The 20915-nt window shown below is 55.4% G+C and carries 24 protein-coding genes; 13 read left to right on the top strand and 11 right to left on the bottom strand.

Features of this window, described 5'->3' with window-relative positions:
* Window position 1 precedes the first annotated feature (1 nt).
* From AAER43_RS11265 to AAER43_RS11255, 3 genes are read right to left on the bottom strand one after another with little or no spacing between them, the layout of a single operon-like run.
* Complete coding sequence (locus tag AAER43_RS11265; protein ID WP_050863017.1) at window positions 2-1261, bottom strand: FAD-dependent oxidoreductase; 1260 nt, start codon at window positions 1259-1261, stop codon at window positions 2-4.
* Entirely contained in the window at window positions 1258-1977 is a 720-nt protein-coding gene (locus AAER43_RS11260) for an SDR family NAD(P)-dependent oxidoreductase (RefSeq protein ID WP_014883744.1), read from the bottom strand. Before AAER43_RS11260 ends, AAER43_RS11265 begins: the two co-directional genes overlap by 4 nt.
* A complete protein-coding gene (locus tag AAER43_RS11255) occupies window positions 1974-2408 on the bottom strand; it encodes a nuclear transport factor 2 family protein (RefSeq protein WP_050863016.1) in 435 nt (144 codons plus the stop codon). The genes AAER43_RS11260 and AAER43_RS11255 overlap by 4 nt, the downstream gene beginning before the upstream one ends.
* A 260-nt stretch (window positions 2409-2668) precedes the next feature.
* Between AAER43_RS11255 and AAER43_RS11250 the strand changes: the two genes are divergently transcribed.
* Entirely contained in the window at window positions 2669-2866 is a 198-nt protein-coding gene (locus AAER43_RS11250) for a hypothetical protein (protein ID WP_014883742.1), read from the top strand.
* Window position 2867: 1 nt separating this feature from the next.
* Entirely contained in the window at window positions 2868-3626 is a 759-nt protein-coding gene (locus tag AAER43_RS11245; protein ID WP_023330351.1) for a hypothetical protein, read from the top strand.
* Window positions 3627-3644: 18 nt separating this feature from the next.
* Here AAER43_RS11245 and AAER43_RS11240 read toward each other — a convergent pair whose 3' ends face one another.
* Window positions 3645-4046, bottom strand: a complete 402-nt coding sequence (locus AAER43_RS11240; protein WP_023330350.1) for a VOC family protein — start codon at window positions 4044-4046, stop codon at window positions 3645-3647.
* Between the two features lie 298 nt (window positions 4047-4344).
* Entirely contained in the window at window positions 4345-4923 is a 579-nt protein-coding gene (locus AAER43_RS11235; RefSeq protein ID WP_023330349.1) for a TetR/AcrR family transcriptional regulator, read from the bottom strand.
* A 104-nt stretch (window positions 4924-5027) separates the two neighbouring features.
* Between AAER43_RS11235 and AAER43_RS11230 the strand changes: the two genes are divergently transcribed.
* The gene (locus AAER43_RS11230; RefSeq protein WP_014883739.1) at window positions 5028-5495 is read left to right on the top strand and encodes a nuclear transport factor 2 family protein; all 468 of its coding nucleotides are present in this window, start codon (window positions 5028-5030) and stop codon (window positions 5493-5495) included.
* 40 nt (window positions 5496-5535) lie between these two features.
* On the opposite strand, the gene AAER43_RS11225 is transcribed toward AAER43_RS11230, so the two are convergent.
* Both AAER43_RS11225 and AAER43_RS11220 read right to left on the bottom strand, forming a co-directional pair.
* A complete protein-coding gene (locus tag AAER43_RS11225) occupies window positions 5536-6075 on the bottom strand; it encodes an ester cyclase (protein WP_032628944.1) in 540 nt (179 codons plus the stop codon).
* Between the two features lie 20 nt (window positions 6076-6095).
* On the bottom strand, window positions 6096-7199 hold the full coding sequence (locus AAER43_RS11220; protein WP_049010923.1) for an alkene reductase: 1104 nt from the start codon (window positions 7197-7199) through the stop codon (window positions 6096-6098).
* A 99-nt stretch (window positions 7200-7298) separates the two neighbouring features.
* Between AAER43_RS11220 and AAER43_RS11215 the strand changes: the two genes are divergently transcribed.
* A complete protein-coding gene (locus AAER43_RS11215) occupies window positions 7299-8210 on the top strand; it encodes a LysR family transcriptional regulator (RefSeq protein ID WP_050863015.1) in 912 nt (303 codons plus the stop codon).
* Window positions 8211-8232: 22 nt separating this feature from the next.
* Here AAER43_RS11215 and AAER43_RS11210 read toward each other — a convergent pair whose 3' ends face one another.
* Window positions 8233-8601 carry a MerR family transcriptional regulator gene (locus tag AAER43_RS11210; protein ID WP_045135148.1) on the bottom strand — a complete coding sequence of 123 codons (369 nt, stop codon included), beginning with the start codon at window positions 8599-8601 and terminating at the stop codon, window positions 8233-8235.
* 96 nt (window positions 8602-8697) lie between these two features.
* On the opposite strand from AAER43_RS11210, the gene AAER43_RS11205 reads away from it, so the two are divergent.
* The 7 genes from AAER43_RS11205 to AAER43_RS11175 all read left to right on the top strand — a co-directional run bounded on the left by AAER43_RS11205 (window position 8698) and on the right by AAER43_RS11175 (window position 16750).
* Complete coding sequence (locus tag AAER43_RS11205; RefSeq protein ID WP_045135147.1) at window positions 8698-9492, top strand: SDR family oxidoreductase; 795 nt, start codon at window positions 8698-8700, stop codon at window positions 9490-9492.
* Window positions 9493-9686: 194 nt separating this feature from the next.
* Window positions 9687-10301 (top strand): TetR/AcrR family transcriptional regulator, encoded by a 615-nt coding sequence (locus AAER43_RS11200; protein WP_014883733.1) that lies wholly within the window; start codon window positions 9687-9689, stop codon window positions 10299-10301.
* A gap of 75 nt (window positions 10302-10376) precedes the next feature.
* A complete protein-coding gene (locus AAER43_RS11195; RefSeq protein WP_050863014.1) occupies window positions 10377-11486 on the top strand; it encodes an efflux RND transporter periplasmic adaptor subunit in 1110 nt (369 codons plus the stop codon).
* Complete coding sequence (locus AAER43_RS11190) at window positions 11483-14572, top strand: efflux RND transporter permease subunit (RefSeq protein ID WP_050863013.1); 3090 nt, start codon at window positions 11483-11485, stop codon at window positions 14570-14572. The genes AAER43_RS11195 and AAER43_RS11190 overlap by 4 nt, the downstream gene beginning before the upstream one ends.
* Before the next feature lie 34 nt (window positions 14573-14606).
* Complete coding sequence (locus AAER43_RS11185) at window positions 14607-15200, top strand: TetR/AcrR family transcriptional regulator (RefSeq protein WP_032636662.1); 594 nt, start codon at window positions 14607-14609, stop codon at window positions 15198-15200.
* Between the two features lie 73 nt (window positions 15201-15273).
* Window positions 15274-15873, top strand: a complete 600-nt coding sequence (locus AAER43_RS11180; protein WP_048996299.1) for an NAD(P)H-dependent oxidoreductase — start codon at window positions 15274-15276, stop codon at window positions 15871-15873.
* 337 nt (window positions 15874-16210) lie between these two features.
* Window positions 16211-16750 carry a cysteine hydrolase family protein gene (locus tag AAER43_RS11175; protein WP_342701932.1) on the top strand — a complete coding sequence of 180 codons (540 nt, stop codon included), beginning with the start codon at window positions 16211-16213 and terminating at the stop codon, window positions 16748-16750.
* Between the two features lie 64 nt (window positions 16751-16814).
* Here AAER43_RS11175 and AAER43_RS11170 read toward each other — a convergent pair whose 3' ends face one another.
* Window positions 16815-17291, bottom strand: a complete 477-nt coding sequence (locus AAER43_RS11170; protein WP_014883727.1) for a WbuC family cupin fold metalloprotein — start codon at window positions 17289-17291, stop codon at window positions 16815-16817.
* Window positions 17292-17558: 267 nt separating this feature from the next.
* Here AAER43_RS11170 and AAER43_RS11165 point away from each other — a divergent pair, with 267 nt between their 5' ends.
* A complete protein-coding gene (locus AAER43_RS11165; protein ID WP_023337245.1) occupies window positions 17559-18029 on the top strand; it encodes a hypothetical protein in 471 nt (156 codons plus the stop codon).
* 47 nt (window positions 18030-18076) lie between these two features.
* Here the strand turns inward: AAER43_RS11165 and AAER43_RS11160 are convergent, their stop codons facing one another.
* Window positions 18077-19000, bottom strand: coding sequence for a LysR substrate-binding domain-containing protein (locus AAER43_RS11160; protein WP_050863011.1), 924 nt, complete (start codon window positions 18998-19000; stop codon window positions 18077-18079).
* A gap of 54 nt (window positions 19001-19054) precedes the next feature.
* On the bottom strand, window positions 19055-19558 hold the full coding sequence (locus tag AAER43_RS11155) for a MarR family transcriptional regulator (RefSeq protein ID WP_032645249.1): 504 nt from the start codon (window positions 19556-19558) through the stop codon (window positions 19055-19057).
* A gap of 133 nt (window positions 19559-19691) precedes the next feature.
* Between AAER43_RS11155 and AAER43_RS11150 the strand changes: the two genes are divergently transcribed.
* A complete protein-coding gene (locus AAER43_RS11150; protein WP_050863010.1) occupies window positions 19692-20867 on the top strand; it encodes an MFS transporter in 1176 nt (391 codons plus the stop codon).
* Window positions 20868-20915: the final 48 nt, after the last annotated feature.

Below are 20915 nucleotides of genomic sequence, written 5' to 3'. Positions count from 1 at the left end.
CTCAGTTCCCCTCTCCGGCCGCGATCGCGTTGACCACGTCCAGCGCGCTGCGCACGCCATCCTCGTGAAAACCGTTGTACCAGTAAGCCCCGCAGAACCAGCTTCGCTGGTGACCGTTGATCTCACCGCGACGCGCCTGCGCCCGCCAGCTTTGCGGGTTAAACAGCGGATGTTCATAAACAAAGCGCTGTAACACGAAGCGTTCATCCACCGGCGTTTCCGGGTTCAGGGTGACGCAGAACAGCGGGCTCCCCTCTGGCAGCCCTTGCAGAATGTTCATGTTGTAGGTGACGCAGGCGCTGGCCTGCTCATGCTCGCTCAGGCGGTAGTTCCAGCTGGCCCACGCGCGCTTGCGTACCGGCAGCCAGCGCGGATCGCTGTGCAAAATTACCTCGTTGCGCTGCCAGCCGATATCCCCCAGCACCTCGCGCTCTGCTGGCGTCGGCGCCTCAAGCATGGCCAGCGCCTCGGCGGAGTGGCAGGCAAAAATCACCTGATCGAAGGTATGGCTGGCGTTTTCGAGCTGAAGCGTGACCCCGTCTTTGTGGCGGCTGACACGCTGCACCGGCGCGTTCAGGCGTAACGTCAGGCGGTCGCCCAGCTTTTCCAGCATGGAGCGGATGTACTCCCGCGAGCCGCCCGGTACCACGTACCACTGCGGACGATGGGTAATATCCAGCAGACCATGATGATTAAAAAAGCGCAGGAAGAGCGGCAGCGGGAAACGCTTCATCTCCTGCAACGACGACGACCAGATGGCGGCGCCCATCGGCAGAATGTAGTGGCGCGCAAAAAACGGCGTGAAGCCATGCTGTTGCAGAAACGTCTCCAGCGTGGCGTGCGGATCCACGTCCCCTTCCAGCGCCTGTTTTGCCAGCCGATTAAAGCGGACGATCTCTCCGAGCAGACGCCAGAATGCCGGATTCACCAGATTTCGGCGCTGGGCAAACAGCGATGTCAGGGTGTGTCCGTTGTACTCCAGCCCCGTCTGGGGGTTGTGCACCGAAAAGCTCATCTGCGTTTTTTGCCCGCTGATGCCGAGCTCGCTGAGCAGGCCCATAAAGCGCGGATAGGTCCGGTCGTTGTAGACGATAAAGCCGGTATCAATCGCCCAGGTGCCCTGTGGCGTCGAGACATCTACCGTTGCGGTATGGCCGCCAGGCGTGGCGCCCGCTTCAAACAGGGTCACCTGATGGTGACCGGCCAGCCGCCAGGCGCAGGTCAGTCCGGCAATTCCGCTGCCGATAATCGCAATCTTCATGAACGTACCATCCTGCGCAGCAGTGTGCGCTGCAAAAACGCGGGTAGCCTGGAGAGCAGCCGCAAAATGAAGCCGAACCGGGTGGGAAACGCGATGTGCATTTTCCCTTTCGCCAGTCCGGAACGGATCGCCTTGACCGCCTCGTCAACGCTCACCCTGCCCGGCATGGCGAAATCGTTTTTGCGCGTCAGGGGGGTATCGACAAAGCCTGGGGAGATCACCGTGACGGCAATCCCTTTGGGCTCCCAGTCCAGGCGCAGACTGTCCGCAAACCAGCTCAACGCGGCTTTAGACGCGCCGTAGGCTTCTGCCCGCGGGAACGGAAGCCAGTGGGCCATCGAACTCACCAGCACCACGCGGTTGCCGGCAACCAGCTGCGGCTGCAACGCGGCAAGACAGTTCACCGGGCCGAGGAAATTGGTGTTCATAACCCGCTCCACCAGCGCCGCGTCCACTACGCCCCGATCGAGGTACTCGCAGGTACCGGCGCAGAGAATAACCAGATCGGCGTAAACGCCGCTCAGCGCCTGGCGACAGGCGTCCCTGTCTGTCATATCGAACAGGCGAACCGTGAGATTGGGGCAGGTCTGATGCAAGGCTTCAAGGCGCGCAGGATCCCGCCCACAGGCAATCACGTGGTAGCCCTCCGCGGCGAAGGAGGTCGCCAGCCCGGCGCCAATACCTGAGCTTGCGCCGGTGATCAGCACCGTTTTCATGATTTCACCCTCCGCTTCACGCCGCGTACCGCCCAGCCCAGCAGCGGAAGATGTTCGTAGATCATCTCTCCCGCATCGTAGTAGTCGCGCTGACGCGTGATAAGCCCCTTTTCCGTGTCCACCACCGAACAGCCTGGCAGTTCGAGCGGGTCCCCTCCGGCGATGCGCGGGTGCGACCAGCGCATCACCCAGGTCACAACAAAGCGGTTTTCACTGCACAGCGGTGGATCAATGGTAAAACGGCAGTTTTCGACATTCGCCAGCAGATGGGTGAAATAGCGCTGAAGCGCAAAGATACCGTCGTGCTCGCCGAACGGATCGATTAGCGTGGCATCCGAATGATAAAGCCCGACCAGTGCGGAGGGCGGCTGGCTATCCAGTGCGCTGTAGTACTCAACAAACCGACTCACGACAGAGGGCAAAGTGCTCATGGGTCACATCCTGGCTGTAAACAACGTGGTGTAATCGCATAATTAAAACTTACACAATTAATGTTATTTGTCCAAGTTTGTGCAGCTATATTTTTTATTTTTCCTATTTATCAATAAGTTGATTGTCACCTAAAACAGTAAATTTTATAGACCGGATAAAGCATAGCCGCCACCCGGCAATGTTTTTTCAGTTTAACCTTAAGGCAAATTCCCCCATCCTCTTCCAGGCTTATCCTTTTAAATTCATCAGGATGACCGACATGAAACGCGTCTTTCTTTCTCTTTTCTCAAGCCCTGAATCCTTGCTGCAGGTGATGAGTCAGCAGGAGATCATCGAAGCCGTGGAGGATGGTGACCGCATCATCATCGACCAGGACGGGAATGCATCGGTGAACTACAAAAGCAATGAGGTACGGCAGGATTTTCTGCGTCACGTCAACGCGCTGAAGAGGGCCTGATATGGGAACGGCGATATTTATGGTGCTGATGGTATGCGGGTACTGGTACACCAGTCGCGATCTGTCGACGCGCTTTAAAATCAAGCGCTCTTTCGGCTGGGACGTCTATTTCCTTGTTGCGCTTTATGGCTGTATTTTCGTGCTGCAGGGCGTGGTTGCCACGGGACTGCTTTGGCTCCTGCTTCTCGCCCTTTCTGCCGCCAATAACGCCTTTCACTTTGCCTCACCGAAATATACCGACTGGCAAATCGACTTTATGAACTGGAGTTTTTTAGGCATTCAGGCGCCTGTGGTCGTGATGCTGGCGTTTGCCATCCTGTTTTGCCTCTATCGCTCCAACTGGGCAGGCAGCGCCAGGCTGGACGGTGAAAGCCGGAAAAAGCTCTACAAACGGCTTGCCCAGTCGAGCGGTATTGAACAACTGCTCTATCAGTGTATGGAGCAAGGCGAGCTGGCGCAGGTGACGCTTCGGTCGCGGCGGATATATATCGGCATGATCCACACCGCGACGCTGGAATACGAAAACACGGCCAATATTGTGCTGATACCGATGTTAAGCGGGTACAGAGACGAGAAGACAATGAATTTGCGCATCGAGAATAATTACAGCAAGTGGTATGCGGAGCATGACATTACGCTCGACTCCGAACCCCGCAGCGCTATGTCATTCCGAAAGGTGATTTTACTCAATCAGATAGAGAGCCTGTCACTGTTCGATCCCGCCAGCGCCAGCGCGCTTTCTCTGGCGCAGCGGGAGTGACCAATATTCTGGTGCGATTCAGCCCTGGGCCTTTTGAAAGAGGTCCCAGCGGTTGCCGTAGAGATCTTCAAACACCACCACCGTACCGTACTCTTCCTCACGAGGTGCTTCACAGAAATGAACGCCTTTTTCTTTCATGGCATGGTAATCGCGCCAAAAATCATCCGTCTGAAGGAACAGGAAAACACGGCCACCGCATTGATTGCCGATAAAGGCTTCCTGCCTCTCATTAGAAGCCCGTGCCAGCAGAATATTGCAGTCGCTTTCCGGATTTGGCGTGACGACGACCCAGCGTTTATCCTGCTGCGGCGTGTCCTCGACAAGGGTAAACCCCAGCTTGTCGGTGTAGTATTCAATTGCGCGATCGTAGTCATCAACCACAATAGCCACGCACCCCAGACATCGCTTCTGTGTTCTCATTTTCCGTTTCCTTTACCCTGAATGGTTATGCCCAGCGCATTCCCACAGAATACGCGCGCATAAAAATATTTTATAGATCGGTTAGCGTCGCAAAAATCCGTGCCGCTAAGGCGGCGGGGATCCTGATGAAGGCAGCGAAGGATGCCGACGGACCCGTCCTGCTGATGGGACACGGAATTATCAACCGGTATATTGCGAAAGAACTGCTCGCATCTGGCTGGAAAGAACAGACCCGCCCCCGTACCGGTTACTGGGGTGCGGGTGTTTACAGCCGTTACCCCCCCCCCCCCGGAAAAGCTTATTTTTCCATTAACTGTTCCAGACCGCGTGATAACGAGTGGAGGACAGCATCCGTCTCCACGCCCATTTGCGCATGAATAATGGCGCCGTCAATAAGCAACATGATTTCGTTGATCACGCGCTCATCAGCGATCTTCGTCAGCGACGTAATCATTTTCTTTGTTTCGAGTTTATGGTCACGGCATATCGCCTTTATTTCACTTTCAATATCTTCAGACTTCGCCTCTGCACTGGCGTTAATAAACGCACAGCCGTGAAACTCGGGTGAAACAAACCATTCGTAAAGCGCGGCAGATAATGCCTCTGACGATGTCTGACCGGCGTTGAGATTACGCCGCAATGAGGCCTCAAACCAGTTCATCCATATTTCATGCCGATAGTGCAAATAGGCGAGAATCAATAAACTCTTACTCGGAAAGTGGCGATAGAAAGTTACCTTGGTCACTTTCGCCTCTTTAATCAACGTATCCACGCCCGTTGCCTTGAAGCCCGTGGAATAAAAGAGATCGTGAGCGGTATGTAATATTTTATCCCTGACGCTGATTTTTGTCTCGTTGCTTGCGGGTTCTGTTTTCATTTTTCGGCAGCCTCAAAAAGGGATGTTGACAACGTTATTTTTCAGGCATAGATTAACGCAAGTAGACAGATCTGTCTACATAATATCACACTGAGGTAATCGCCATGAATACACGCCCTCCTTTACCGCCCTTCACGCGTGAAAGCGCCATCGAAAAAGTCAGACTCGCCGAAGACGGCTGGAACAGTCGCGACCCGGCAAAAGTCGCACTGGCCTATTCGCTGGATACCCAATGGCGCAACCGCGCAGAATTCGCCACCAACCGTGAAGAAGCGCAGGCGTTTCTGGAACGGAAGTGGAAAAAAGAGCTGGGTTACCGCCTGATTAAGGAGCTCTGGGCATTTACGGATAACCGGATCGCGGTGCGCTATGCTTATGAATGGCATGATGATTCCGGCAACTGGTACCGTTCCTACGGCAATGAAAACTGGGAGTTTGAAGCGGACGGGTTGATGAAGCGTCGTTTTGCCTGCGTGAACGATATGCCAATAAAAGAATCTGAGCGACTGTTCCACTGGCCGCAGGGCAGACGCCCGGACGATCACCCCTCGCTGAGCGATCTGGGGTTATAGGATTTTCGCATCACTCCGGGGCACCCCCGGAGTGATGAATTTACAGTGCGCCCAGCTGTTTCATCAGCGTCAGGTTGTCCTCAATATGCCAGTTAGCCACAATTTTACCGTCATTAATTTCATAGATATCCGTGGCGATAAAATCTATTTTCTGCCCCTTTCCTTTCAGCTCGCCGAATGTTCCGGTAAACGTGCCGTGAAAATGTAAATGGGAGACCACACGATTACCGGAAATTATCATCTGCTCAACGTCACAGCGTAAATCAGGTACGGCAGTACGAAATGCCCGGGAGGCTAAAATAGCGCCCTCGGGTCCCTGTTTACGCCCTTCCGGCGGCGTTTTATCAATAAAGTTAACTGCAAGCGCTTCACGCGCCAGAGACGGCGTCCCCGTATTCCAGAACGTTGCATATTTTCTGGCTGCAGCCTCATTCGCGGCTAATTGCGCCTGCGGCAGGCTTTTATCGACAATCAGCTGCTGTGGTTTCACCCACTCCTCCTGCGCCGAATAAGCGGCGCCCGACAGACCGATAATAATAAGCGGCAATAAAACAGAACGAAAAGAGGTTGAATAGTTCATCATTTTCTCTCAATCATTTATCAGGATAACGGCAAGGTGGGATAATCGGTATATCCCGTCGCACTGCCACCAAACAGCGTAGCGGGATCGCGCACCTGGGCCAGCGGCAACTTGTGCGCCAGCCGGTGGGGTAAATCCGGGTTGGCAATAAATGGCCGTCCGAAGGCAATCAAATCGGCATAGCCAGCCGTAAGTATTTGTTCGGCTTTGTTAAGGTCATAGTTGCCCGCGACGATAAGCGTTCCGCTAAACGTCTCGCGCAGGGATTGACGGAAAGTGTCGGGTACCTGCGGCGCGTCGTCCCAGTCGGCTTCCGCCAGGTGGATGAATGCTATCCCGTGTTGTTCGCACCAGGCCGCCAGAGCGAGGATGGCGTCGATCACCTGCGGGTCATTCATCCCCCGCTGGGTAATAAACGGCGAAAGGCGGATGCCCGTACGCTCGGGCCCAATGGCCTCCGCAATCGCGTACAAGACCTCCTGGGCAAAGCGGATCCGGTTAGCAAGCGTGCCGCCATACTCGTCCGTGCGTTTATTGGAGGTTTGACGCAGGAACTGGTCAATCAAATAGCCGTTTCCGCCGTGAACTTCCACGCCATCAAAGCCGGCCTGGACGGCATTCAGTGCCGCCTGGCGATAGTCCGCGATGATGCCGTGAATGTCTTTGCGCGTCAGCGTTCTTGGCTGCGGGCAGTCAACCATTTGGCCTTCGCCCTTTTCGTTCACCACCCACACTTTCGCGTCCGGTGCCAGCGCTGACGGGGCCACGGGCAGACCATCCTGATGAAAACTGGCGTGCGACATTCGCCCGACGTGCCAGAGCTGAGAAAAAATCACCCCGCCCGCCTGATGCACGGCCCCCGTCGTGAGTTGCCATCCTGAAACCTGCTCCGGCGAATGGATGCCGGGAGTCCAGGAGTATCCCTGGCCCTGCGGGGAGATCTGGGTGGCTTCGGTGATGATTAAACCCGCGCTGGCCCGCTGCCGGTAGTATTCCGCCATCAGCGACGAGGGAATATTGCCTGGCTGAAGGGAACGCGCGCGGGTCATTGGCGCCATAACGATACGGTTTTTCAGGTCCTGCTGACCCAACCGGTAACGGTCAAAAAGTGAGGAACGGTTCATGTTTTCATCCCTTATGGTTTGGATGAAATCACTTTACAGGCGGTATTTCATTTTGATAATTACACTGAAAACTGATGCACTTTTCGGAAAATATGAATAATGGGCAAGCTTGAAGATATGGCATTGCTGGTTGAAGTGGCCGAGGCTGGGGGGCTTTCCGCCGCCGGACGACGGCTGTCGCTCTCTCCTGCGACCATGACGGCCAGACTGAAGGCGATTGAAGAACGTTACCAGACTCGCCTGTTTCACCGTTCAACGCGATCCATCACGCTGACCCGTGCCGGAGAAGAGTTTTATCATGCCGCGCTGCGCGTGCTGGAAGAGATGCGCCATGCCGAGTCGCTCCTGACGCAAAAAGAGGGCGTCCTCAGCGGCAATATTCGCCTTTCTGCCCCCTCGGATTTTGGCAGACAGTATCTTAGCCCCGCCGTGGTGGAATTTTCCCGACACCATCCTGACGTGAAATTTTTCATCGCGTTAAGAGAACATGTTGAAGATCTGGTCGCTAACCGGCTGGATATGAGCGTGCGTTTCGGTAACCTGCCGGACAGCAGCCTGGTCGTCAGAAACATCCGCCCAAATCATCGGGTGCTGGTGGCCTCTGCGGCGTATCTTAGCAACCGCGGCGTCCCCGCCACATTTGCGGAGTTAGCCCATCACCGATGCCTTGCACTTGAGTCTCAGGGCGTGGTGATGAACGAATGGCGCTTTGAAAAAGATGGCGAGGAAAGTGTCGTTCGCGTAGAGCCAGCCATGGTGTGCGACGACGGGGCATTGCTTCGTCAGTGGGCGCTCAGCGGCGCTGGCATTGCGGGGAAATCCTGGTGGGATGTGAAGGACGATGTTGAGGCCGGAAGACTCACCGTCCTGTTTGCTGAAAGTTTTACCGGTTTTAGCCGATACGACCGCAAAGATGTCGGGCTACAGTTTGTTTACCCGCAGCGTAAACTGCAGCCGCTTCAGGTCACGGCCTTTAGCCAGTTTTTTCTCGACTGGCTAAAAAAACGGTAGCGTGAATGTTGATTAGACCCGCTTAAAATTCATCGACACAAGGCTGACCCACCTTATCCAGGGCGTTGACCAGCCTGGATCTGAGTTCAGTTAATGCGGCTTCCTTCTCTTCCAGCTGTTGCAACTTGCGGCGCAGCGCGCTTTGTTTTTGCTCAGCGGTAAATTTATCGTCGACCCAGACAGCTAAAACATCCGAAATTTCGGCCAGGGTAAAGCCCAGCATTTTGGCATGCTTGATCATTTTCAAACGCTGTAAATCGACGGCGGAGTAGACTTTGTAGTTGTTGCTGCGATTCGGTTGCGGGATTTTCTCCAGCAACCCTTGCCTTTCGTAGTAACGGACCGTCTCCTTCGATAAGCCCGTTTTCACACACAGTTCGCCAATGCGCATCGCGTCGTCCTCCCCTTTTCAAAATCACGCTTGACCGTGTACTTAAGTGCACGGTTTATCCTGTGATACACATATCAGGGAAACGGGATTTGAGGTATGAATATTTTTGATTATTCAGGAAAAATAGCGTTGATTACCGGGGCATCGTCGGGAATAGGTCGTGATTTCGCCAGGCAACTCGCTGCCCGCGGCGTGTCGTTGATCCTGGTTGCCCGCTCGGAGCCAAAGCTACAGGCGCTTGCCGCAGAGCTGGCCAAAAAGCATGGCGTATCAATCACTATTATCGTGCAGGACTTAGTGGAATCAGATGCCGTTCCCCGCATCGCGGAACGGCTGGGCCTCCTGAGGCGCTTCCCCGACATTCTGATTAATTGCGCCGGGTTCGCCACCTATGGCCCCTTCGAAGCGCTGTCGATCGACAGGCAACGTGATGAGATATATGTGAACTGCGTGGCCCCCGTGGCACTGACTCACGCTTTGCTACCGGAAATGCTCCGCAAAGGCGCAGGAGTGGTAATTAATGTGGCCTCAACGGCCGCGATGCAACCGGATCCCTATATGGCCATTTATGGCGCGACCAAAGCCTTCCTGCTCTCCTTTTCAAATGCGCTTTGGGGAGAGTACCGTGCAAAGGGCATTCGCGTGTTGGCGCTTTGCCCTGGGGCAACGGATACGGCTTTTTTTGATGTGGTGAATGCGGAAGAAGCCTCGGTGGGTAAAAGGATGCCAGCGGATAAGGTGGTTACGCTGGCGTTGAAGGCGGTCGATACCAACCGTAACTACCTGATCACCGGATGCAGTAACTGGCTTCTGGGGCAGTTATACCGGTTTGTCACGCGTAAGCGTCTGTTACTCATCGCTGAAAAAGTATTGCGTCCACGATCGACTTAAGCAAAACCGTGTCGTTTCAGTGCAAAGGATTGCCCTGAAACGCTGACAGATAGATGCCTTAATGCGCGAAAAACAGTGATACACTTACCCCACCGGGTGGGTCTTCCCGTTTGAACGCATGAGGAAACAACAGTAACCAAATGACGAAATGGTCACTCGTTGTCAATCCTGGCCTGTCACGCTAAGCTTAAATAATGACTAAAAATATGAACGCCCCATCAATACGTGGTCCACTTGACCATTCTGTCAGAGAGCAAATCGTCGAAGCGGCTTTTGAGCACTTCGGGCATTACGGCTATGAAAAAACCACCGTCGCCGAACTCGCGAAATCCATCGGTTTCTCTAAGTCCTACATTTATAAGTTTTTCGATTCCAAACAGGCTATTGGCGAAGTGATCTGCGCTAACCGCCTGGAGCTGATCATGGCGGCGGTGCTTTCTGCCATCGAGGATGCGCCGTCAGCCAGCGAAAAATTACGCCGTCTGTTTAAAGCGCTTACCGAGGCCGGAAGCGAGCTGTTTTTCCACGATCGGAAGCTTTACGACATTGCCGCCGTCGCCGCACGGGACAAATGGCCGTCTACTGAAAGGTATACAGACGGCCTGATGAAGCTGATTGAGAGCATCATTATTGAAGGCAGGCAGGCGGGTGAATTCGAAAGAAAAACGCCGCTGGATGAGGTCACGCAGGCTATCCACATGGTGATGTGCCCTTATATCAATCCCATACAGCTGCAATATAACCTCGAAACGGCCCCCACTGCGGCGGTGCTTCTCTCTTCGCTGGTATTAAGAAGCCTGGCCCCCTGATTAGTGACCATTGACTTTATTGGTCACTAGTCTGAGAATGCGGAAACTGTCCTGTTACTTCTATAAGGGTTTCCCATGCTCAGGCTCAATACAGCCCGCCTTGCCGTTAGCCTTCTGCCGTTTGTCCTCGTGGCGTGCGGCGATAATTCCGCGAGTGACGATCCGCGCACAAAGCCACCGCTTGTCAGATCCGCCGCCATCGCGCTTGCGAACAATACTGCGCACGCCTTTACCGGCGTGGTGGTGGCGAGAACGCAAAGTGATTTGGGTTTTAGGGTTCAGGGGAAAATCCTTGAGCGACTCGTCGATACCGGGCAAACCGTCAGACAGGGTCAGCCGTTACTGCGCCTCGATCCGGTTGACCTGAAATTACAGGCCCAGGCACAGCAGCGCACGGTGGATGCTGCCCAGGCGCGTGCGAGAAAAGCGTCCAGCGATGAGGTGCGTTATCGCGGTCTTGTGGCGTCCGGCGCCGTGTCCGCCTCGGAGTATGATCAGATCAAAGCCGCCGCCGATTCCGCCAGAGCGGAACTCAGCGCAGCCCGGGCGCAGGCCAACGTGGCGCAAAACGCAACGGGCTATGCCGTACTGCTGGCGGATTCAGACGGGGTAGTGATGGAAACCCTCGCCGAGCCAGGTCAGGTGGTGAGTGCCGGGCAAGTGGTGATCCGACTCGCCAGGGCGGGACAACGTGAAGCGCTCGTGCAGTTCCCGGAGACCTTGCGCCCTGCCGTTGGCAGCCCTGCACTGGCCACACTTTATGGCAATGAAAAACACCCGGTCAGCGCAACGCTGCGCCTGCTGTCTGATTCAGCCGATGCCACAACCCGCACCTATGAAGCCCGCTACGTGCTGAATGGTGACCTGGCAAACGCGCCGCTGGGGGCAACCGTCACGCTGAACGTTCAGGACCCAAAAGCGGAACGTCAGGTCATGCAGGTTCCGCTCGCCTCACTCTACGATGCTGGCAAAGGCCCCGGAGTCTGGCGCATTTCCGCCAGGCCGGCAAAGGTTACCTGGACGCCGGTGAAGGTGCTGAGCGTGGGTGAAGATGCCGCGCAGGTCACGGGCAGCGTGAAGCCAGGCGAGAAGATTGTGGCGCTGGGCGCACACCTTTTGCACGAGGGTGAAATCGTCAGGCTTGCAGAACAACGCAATGCCGCGCTGGCGGAGAACACGCCATGAGCGGAAGTCGCTTCAACCTGTCAGCGCTTGCCGTGCGCGAGCGCTCCATCACCCTGTTTCTGATCGTCCTTGTGACGATTGCCGGTATCTACGCCTTTTTTGGGCTTGGCCGCGCGGAAGATCCCCCTTTTACGGTGAAGCAAATGACGGTGATATCCGTCTGGCCCGGCGCAACCGCGCAGGAGATGCAGGATCAGGTGGCCGAACCGCTGGAAAAACGCCTGCAGGAGCTCAAATGGTATGACCGGACGGAAACCTATACCCGCCCCGGCATGGCGTTTATCACCTTATCGTTGCAAGACAAAACGCCTCCCGCAGAAGTGCAGGAGGCGTTCTATCAGGCGCGGAAAAAGCTGGGAGACGAATCCCTGAACCTCCCTGCCGGGACGATCGGCCCGATGATCAATGACGAATTTGCCGATGTCACCTTTGCCCTTTTTGCCCTGAAAGCGAAAGGTGAACCCCAGCGGCAGCTGGTACGTGATGCCGAAGCCATGCGCCAGCAACTTTTGCACGTACCCGGCGTGAAGAAAGTGAACATTATCGGCGAACAGGCGGAGCGGATATACATCGCTTTTTCTCATGACCGACTGGCCACGATGGGTCTCTCGCCGCAGGATATTTTCAACGCCCTTAACAATCAGAACGCGTTAAAAGCAGCGGGCTCTATTGAGACCCGGGGCGCCCAGATATTTATCCGCCTCGACGGCGCGTTTGATGAGTTGCAGAAGATCCGCGATACACCCGTTGTGGCTCAGGGCAAAACGCTCAGGCTGTCCGATGTGGCGACGGTTGAACGGGGCTATGAAGATCCCCCTACGATGCTGATACGTAACCAGCATGAACCCGCCCTTCTGCTGGGTATCGTCATGCGTGAGGGCTGGAATGGTCTGGCGCTGGGTAAAGCGCTGGATGCCGAAACGGCAAAAATAAACGCGAGTCTGCCGCTGGGCATGACCCTGAGCAAAGTCACCGACCAGTCAGTCAACATCAGCTCGGCGGTGGATGAGTTTATGATCAAATTCTTCGTCGCCCTGCTGGTGGTCATGGTGGTCTGTTTTGTCAGCATGGGCTGGCGCGTGGGGGTGGTGGTTGCAGCGGCGGTACCGTTGACGCTGGCGGTGGTCTTCGTGGTGATGGAAGCCGCGGGGATAAACTTTGACCGCGTCACGCTGGGCTCCCTGATCCTTGCCCTCGGCTTACTGGTTGATGATGCCATTATCGCCATCGAAATGATGGTGGTCAAAATGGAGGAAGGTTACGACCGGGTCAAAGCCTCCGCCTACGCCTGGAGCCATACCGCCGCGCCAATGCTGGCGGGTACGCTGGTGACGGCAATTGGCTTTATGCCAAACGGTTTTGCCCAGTCAACCGCCGGGGAATACACCAGCAATATGTTCTGGATTGTCGGCCTCGCCCTGATTGCATCGTGGTTTGTCGCCGTGGTGTTTACCCCCTATCTTGGGGTGAAGATCCTCCCGGCCATTCCCAAAGTGGAAGGAGGCCATGCCGCCATCTATGACACGCCGCGTTATAACCGTTTTCGCCGGATGCTGAGCCGCGTTATCGCCGGAAAATGGCGGGTGGCCGGTGCCGTGGTCGCTATTTTCATCCTCGCCATATTCGGCATGGGACTGGTAAAAAAACAATTTTTCCCGACATCCGACCGCCCGGAAGTACTGGTTGAAGTGCAGATGCCCTATGGCACCTCAATCGAACAGACCCGTGCCGCAACCGCAAAAATAGAAGCATGGTTGAGCCAGCAGCCTGAGGCCAACATCGTGACGGCCTATATTGGCCAGGGATCGCCCCGCTTTTACCTGGCGATGGCCCCCGAATTACCTGACCCGTCTTTTGCAAAAATCGTAATCCTGACGGACAGCGAGACGTCACGCGAAGCGCTCAAGTTCAGGCTCAGGGAGGCTGTCGCCAGCGGCCTGGCGCCTGACGCCCGCGTGCGGGTGACGCAGCTGGTCTTTGGCCCGTACTCGCCCTTCCCGGTTGCCTGGCGCGTTTCGGGGCCGGATGTCGGTACCTTACGCGATATCGCAGACAAGGTGAAAGGCGTCCTACAGGCAAGCCCAATGATGCGTACCGTCAATACCGACTGGGGATCACGCGTTCCGGTATTGCATTTCACCCTCGATCAAAACCGTCTGCAGGCCACCGGCTTAACGTCCAGTGCCGTGGCTGAGCAGCTTCAGTTCTTGCTCTCAGGCGTGCCAATTACCGCCGTGAGGGAAGATATTCGCTCGGTAGAGGTCATGGGGCGCGCCGCGGGGGATATCCGTCTCGACCCGGCAAAAATTGAGGGTTTTACCCTCGTCGGCAATGCGGGGCAGCGCGTTCCGCTGTCTCAAATTGGCAAGATTGAGATCGGTATGGAAGACCCGATTTTGCGCCGCCGCGACCGCACTCCGACCATTACCGTGCGGGGTGATATCGCCGACAATCTTCAGCCACCGGATGTATCGGTCGCCATCATGAAACAGCTCCAGCCGATTATAGATACGCTACCGGCCGGATACCGCATTGAGATGGCCGGTTCGATTGAGGAATCGGGCAAAGCCACGCAGGCAATGATTCCGCTGTTCCCGATCATGATTGCGCTGACGCTGCTGATCATCATCCTGCAGGTGCGTTCGCTCTCGGCGATGGTGATGGTGTTCCTTACCGCGCCGCTGGGGCTGATTGGCGTGGTGCCAACCCTGTTGATTTTCAATCAGCCGTTTGGCATCAACGCGCTGGTGGGGTTGATCGCCCTTTCAGGCATTCTTATGCGCAATACGCTAATCCTGATTGGGCAAATCGATCATAACCAGAAGGACGGTCTCGATCCGTTCCACGCGGTGGTCGAGGCGACGGTTCAGCGAGCCCGGCCCGTACTGCTGACGGCACTTGCCGCCGTGCTGGCGTTTATTCCTCTGACGCATTCGGTATTCTGGGGAACCCTGGCTTACACGTTGATTGGCGGAACCTTAGGCGGCACGGCCATTACGCTGGTGTTCCTGCCTGCGATGTATGCGATCTGGTTCCGGATCCGCCCTGCTGAACAGCGCGTGCAGTCCCCGGCAGAAAACGTGTAAACTACCCTAAGTAGATAACTGTTCCGAGGAAAGCATGGTTGTTAAGCGCTTAAGAAAAGAGGATCGCCGCGTACAGCTGCTGGAAGTGGCGCGCGGAATTGTCCGCCAGCAAGGCACGGAGGCACTGACGTTGGGTTACCTGGCGGAGCGGGCCAACGTGACCAAGCCTATCCCCTACGACCATTTTGGCGATCGTGAAGGGTTGCTGATGGCCTTGTATCAGGATTATAGCGATCGGCAGTTGGCGAAATTCCGTGAGACGCTGGCGGTAGACAGCAAAACGCTGGACAAGACGATCCGCTTTTTCAGCGCCGCCTATATTGATTGCGCCATGACCGCCGGGCCCGAAACCGGGCCCATCGCCGCGGCGCTGTCCGGCTCTCGCGCGTTGCAGTCGTTTCGTGAGGCGTGCGTTGCCGAATGCGCCGACTGCCTGCGTACCGCGCTTTCCCCTTTTGTCGTCCTGAAAGGCGTTCAGGGAGAAGCGGTACTGACGGCCATCATTGGTGCGGCGGACGCGCTCAGCACCGCCGCGTGTAACGGCGTGCTCGCCCGAAATGTTGCGGAAGATACCCTCAGCGGCGCCATCACCGGGGTACTGGAGACCTACGTGAATAGCACAAAATGATCGTTGGGTGCGGATTGACAGCTAAGTTACCAATAGTAATATAAACGTCAATTCTCACCCATTCGAGGTCGCTATGTCTGCTACACATGCCATTAATAATGCACTGATCGTGACGGCTCACCCTGTCGACAATTCGTTATCCCATTCGCTGGCCGCCCGCATTGCCGGGAAACTGCGTGAACAGGGTACGCAGGTGGAGATGGCCGATCTGCATGCCGAAGGGTTTAACCCGGCCATGTCCCGCGCCGATCTTGATTTGTACCACGGCGATCCGAGCGCCCTTCCTGAAGATATTCTGCGCGAGCAGCAGCGGGTCGAGCGGGCGGATATGCTGGTATTCGTTTTCCCGGTGTACTGGTGGTCCGTTCCCGGCCTGTTGAAAGGCTGGTTTGATCGCGTTCTGACGCTGAACTGGGCGTATAAAGTGGCAGAAGACGGCCGGATTGTGGGCAATTTGCGCGACGTTCCCGTTCGCCTTATTGCGACTGCTGGCAGCGATCTTAACGGTTTCGATAAACATGGTTATTCGACGGCGATTCAGACTCAAATAGTCGAGGGCATTTTCGGCTTCTGCGGTTTGAAGAACGTCAAACTCGATATTCTTTACCAGGCAGACACGGCGATGCCTGAGCAGGTGGAGGAGTTCCTGAAGGGACTAGAGGGCCTTAAATAATCCCGGCTATTCAGTCAGCAAAGGCGTGCACAGCAGGTTACGAGCCTTTGCTGACAGCTTCCTGCCGCTGCATCGTACCCCTACTCAAGTTGGTGTCTTGAAGCAATGCGTTAAGCAACGCTATAACTAACGTGATAATTCCGCATATAGCGTAATGAATAAACAAAGGTCATTCCATGTATCAGTCAGTTCAGCCAACAACCACCCTCACCACCACCGGCACCTTCGGCGGCATGAGCGTATCTGTAGCAAACGACTGACAAACAGAACCTCAATCCCCGCCTAACTGGACGGGGAAATACCTCTCCGTTCACCGCCCTCTGAATGGAGAAAGAAAATGATTTCTGACAATGCTCTCTTAATTATCGACATGCAGCAGGGCCTCTTCCGGGGCCCGGTCTCACCCTGTTCCGCCGATGCCGTTCTGGAAAATATCCGTTTGTTAATAGCCAACGCGCGCCACGCTCAGGTACCCGTCTTTTTTGCCCGCCATGTTGGACCAGACGACTCGCCCTTTTCAGCGCAGGGGCCGTTGACGCAGCTGATACCCGAGCTGGACGTGAAGGAGCAGGATGTTGTTTTCACCAAGCGCCATTCCAGCTGTTTTCGGGATACCGAATTGCTGCGTGAACTTAATCAGAGAGGCATCAAACAGCTGGTCATTGCCGGGATGAAAACAGAATTTTGTGTCGACACCACCTGCCGGGCCGCGCCGGAGCTGGGCTTCAGGACGATATTGATTTCAGATGCGCATACCACAATGGATAACGCACATTTACCCGCCACTGACATCATTGCGCATCACAACAGCACGCTGGCCGGCCCGTTCGTGATGCTGTCGACTGCCGGCGACTGGCATTTTAATACGGTCAGTTGAGTTGGCGGGAGCGTCTCTCTCTATCCCGGCGCGCCTTTCCGCGCGTCGGGAAAAGTAGAGAAAATTACAGGGTAAAACCTCCATCACCCACCTGTGCCTGAGCGTACCATTTCATCAGCTCCGCACTACCGGGCGCGTTCTCAGCCGGTGACCATGGAGCGGTATCGTGCTCCGGAACAGGCTGATAGCCGCCGTGTTTCACCTCAAAAATGACGCCGCCTTTATCCAGCGACAGCACGGCATGCCAGGTACCGGCATCCATCTCCAGCACTTTGCAGTCTTCACCTAACACCACGCGCTGGGTCACGTTACCGCTGTCATCAAAATTCAACACCAGAAAGCGACCGCTCAGAGCCGTCAGCAGTTCAAACGTGTGCGGGTGGCGATGAGGGCGAACATAGGTACCTGGCTCCATCGCGATAGCCAGGCGTTGTACCGGGTCGCTCAGTTCGGGATGTAAATTGCGGTGCGCGCGTAAGCGAGGAGAATTGGCAGCCTGCTCGCTTTGTTGCTGCAGGTCACTGAACGTAATTTGTTTCATATACACCTTTGTGAATGGAGTCAGCGGGCGGCCACCCTTTAGCCGCACGACGTTATACCATTCTGGACGGTCGATGAGCGATGGCGTTTGTGAAACAAAACGCTGCAGCGTGAGGATGTGCGTGATCGCACTCCAAAGCGCAACGTTGAGTAAAACTCACATTTATTCCCACTATTTATCGTTTTTCAAAAGCGATAGCCCTGCAATACCATCCATTCATCCCTGGGATAGAAAAAATAAATAATATTAAGCCTGTATGGAGCAGCTATGACACTCGATGCTTTATTCCCTGTATTGAATATTATCTCGCCTCATAAATATAGCCTCAATGCAAATTTGCATGAGTTGATAACGTTACTTTCAGCAGAAAAGGAAAGCTCAGAAGCGCTATCGCCTTTCATCCATCGACTGCATCTTTTGGCTTTCGCCCAAAGCAATCCGGGTAACGCCGAAGAGTTGCTCTCAGCGCATTTACCAAAAGAAGATGGGATCCTTCCGCTGCTTGACTTTGCGGAGTGGCCAAAGGTGCGTTACGCCGCGTCGGGCGAAGATCAAACGCGTGAATCGGAGGAGTATTTCCGTGACATGACCTCGGCTGCCAATCTGTTACGCACGGCGCTGATCGACGCAGAGCGCGCAAAGGGGACGCCTGCGCTTTATATTCTGGATAAATTACTTAGCCTGAACAGCGCCCTGCCGGAAAGATATAAAAAGATGGCGAATATTCCCTACGCATAAATACGTTCAGGATGCGGAATACCCCACAATTAATATTCCGCTATTTATTAAACCTGATTATCATCGTAATCAAGACAGACGATATTCAAAGAAGGCACCACAGGCGCGTTAAGGTTAAGCCACGCCAGCAAACGTTCAATACTCTGTCTTCTGAGCGAATTTTTCGGCCAGACAAGATAGTAGCCATCCCCGGTTGCTATCGCTTCCCTGAAGGGCAGTACGAGCAGGCCACTTTTTAGTGCGTCCAGCGTGAGTCGAAGGTCAGCCATCGCCACACCGTGACCGTGCATGGCCGCAAGGCTGCCCTGCTCCAGGGTGTCGAACACAAGCCCGCCGCTCATGTCGAGCCCGGGGAATAACCCTGTCCTTTTCAACCAGCGTTTCCAGTCCCGTCTGTCCGGTGAGGGATGAATAAGATCGCACTGAGCAAGCTGGTGCCGGGCAGATTCAAGCAAAGACGGGGGACAAACCGGAATGAGCCATTCACTGAAGAGCAGCCGGCTTTCTGTTGACTCGCCGAAATAGCCATTACCGAGGAGGATCGCGCAATCGTATGGCTCACGGCTGAAGTCAACGGTATCGAAGTCCATCCAGACGCTGGCGATTTCGATTTTAGGCTTCGCATGGTTTTCGCGTAAAGATTTAAGCACATTCAGGAGCCATCTCATCGTAAGGGTGCTGGGAGCTTTAAGGCGCAGAAGGTGATTTTCACTTTTGAATGCCCGGCATGCCCACTCCATATTCGAGAAGCTTTCGCCAAGCTGTCCGGCCAGAATACGTCCGGCTTCATTGACCTCCACTCTCGGCCCCTGCCGTTTGAAAAGCTCGCAGTCAAACCACAGTTCAAGCGTCCTGACATGCCTGCTGACCGCTCCCGGCGTGATATTCAGGGTTTCAGCGGCTTTGCTGAAGGAGTTCAGCCGCGCGGCGACTTCAAACGCGCGTAGCGCGTACAGTGGCGGTAATGACATATTTTCCCTTTCGATGAGGTTGAATCATGTAGCTTTTTTATCGGCACCCGGGGACTATTCACCCCGTTCCTCAGTCGGAAACGTCAGCAGTAATTCCCTGAGCAGGGATTCAAGCTGCGCATGTTGCATACCAGATAAATGTCTCAATACTGCATTTTGCGTTTCCGTGTGAACGAGCAACGCCTGTTCAATATGATCCTTCCCGCTGGACGTCAGGCTCACGAGCGTGCTGCGCTTATCCTTCGGGTCGGCGATTCGCCTGATAAGCCCCTGCTGTTCAAGATGGCTGAGCCGGTTCGTCATCGCCCCGGACGTAATCAGCAACGCTTTGTACAGCTGCGTGGGCGAAAGGCAGTACGGCTCACCGGCGCGACGCAGCGTGGCGAGGACGTCAAACTCCCCCTCGCGAAAACCAAACTGCGCCATGGCCTGCGCGCGCGCTTTTGCCAGATGCTTTATCAGCCTGAGCATTCGTCCAAAAATTTTCATCGACGAGACGTCCAGCTCAGGCATGGCACGACTCCACTGGTCGACAACAAAATCTACATGGTCTTTCATTTTCCCCCCGTGTTGAGTGGTTATTTATCGTGTTGTGCGCTACATCTTACACAAAAAAGGATTTTATCTTAACGTTAAGATAAATGCTTGTGGCATTTTGCCCTGGCCGTACACAATCGAAAAGGATTCCACGTTGAAACGCACGTCACCTTTACTCTTCGCCGTTATTGCTTTTATCGTCGGGTTGAACCTGCGCCCTGTCCTGGCCTCTGTCGGCCCCTTGTTCTCCGTGCTGCAGCATGAAGTTGGGCTGTCGGCCACGGAATTCAGCCTGCTGACCACCCTGCCGGTCGCGATGATGGGCCTGGCCGCCTTATGCGGCCCCTGGCTTTTAGCCAGGATCGGCGCCGTCCGGGGGATCGCGTTCGGACTCTTCATCCTGCTTGCGGCCTGTTTATTACGGGGTTTTAGCGCCTCACTGGCGAGTCTTATGGGTACCGCGTTATTGGGCGGGGCCAGCATAGGCGTGATCCAGGCGTTAATGCCTGCCCTGATAAAAAAGGACTATACGCAAACGGCCAGCACGGTGATGTCGCTCTTCAGCACGGGCATTATGGCCGGCGCGGCATTAGCCGCCGCCAGTGCCGAGCCGTTGTTTTCATGGCTCACGCTGAAGCCCGCGCTGGCGATGGCAGGCGTATTAGCGCTGCTTGCCCTGATGCTGTGGCTGGCCCTCGTTAAGCGCCCTGAGGAGGAAAAAACGGTACACGAAACCGTGACGCTCTCCTCCTCCCGGACAGGACTGTTGTTGCTCTTTTTCGGGGTGGGAACTGGCGCCTACACGCTGGTTTTAGCCTGGCTGCCCCCACTCTATATTCAGGCGGGATGGTCCGCACGCAGCAGTGGCTATATGCTGGCCTGGCTGACATTGACCGAAGTGGTCGCCGGGTTTGCCGTCTCCGCGCTGATTGGTAAATGCCCTGACCGCCGTGTGCCGCTGATCGCTGTGCTCTCGCTACTGCTGGCAGGATTACTGTGTCTGGTCTTTGCACCGGGTACAACGCCGGTAGTATCCACATTGCTGCTTGGCGCAGGGATCGGCGCCCTTTTCCCACTGTCGCTCATCGTCACGTTCGATCACGCCCGCACGCCCGCTGAGGCCGGGAAGTTACTCTCCAGAGTTCAGGGGGGCGGATATATGATTGCCGCGCTGATGCCGTTAATCGCGGGGATTGTTCGCGACAGTGCGGTTTCATTGACCAGCGCCTGGCTGGTGATGAGTGCGGGGGTGGTGCTGCTGATCGTCATCGCGTTGAAGTTTAAACCCGTGGTGAAGGTGCACGGTAGCGGGGTTTATGACGAGCAGTGAAATGCCGGGCACCTGCTAGCGCAGGGCTGGATGATCATTTCATCCAGC

The sequence above is a fragment of the Enterobacter sp. FUJ80071 genome (assembly GCF_038739915.1).
In the GTDB taxonomy this organism is placed as follows: domain Bacteria; phylum Pseudomonadota; class Gammaproteobacteria; order Enterobacterales; family Enterobacteriaceae; genus Enterobacter; species Enterobacter kobei.
This window is presented reverse-complemented; position numbering and strand designations above follow the sequence as displayed.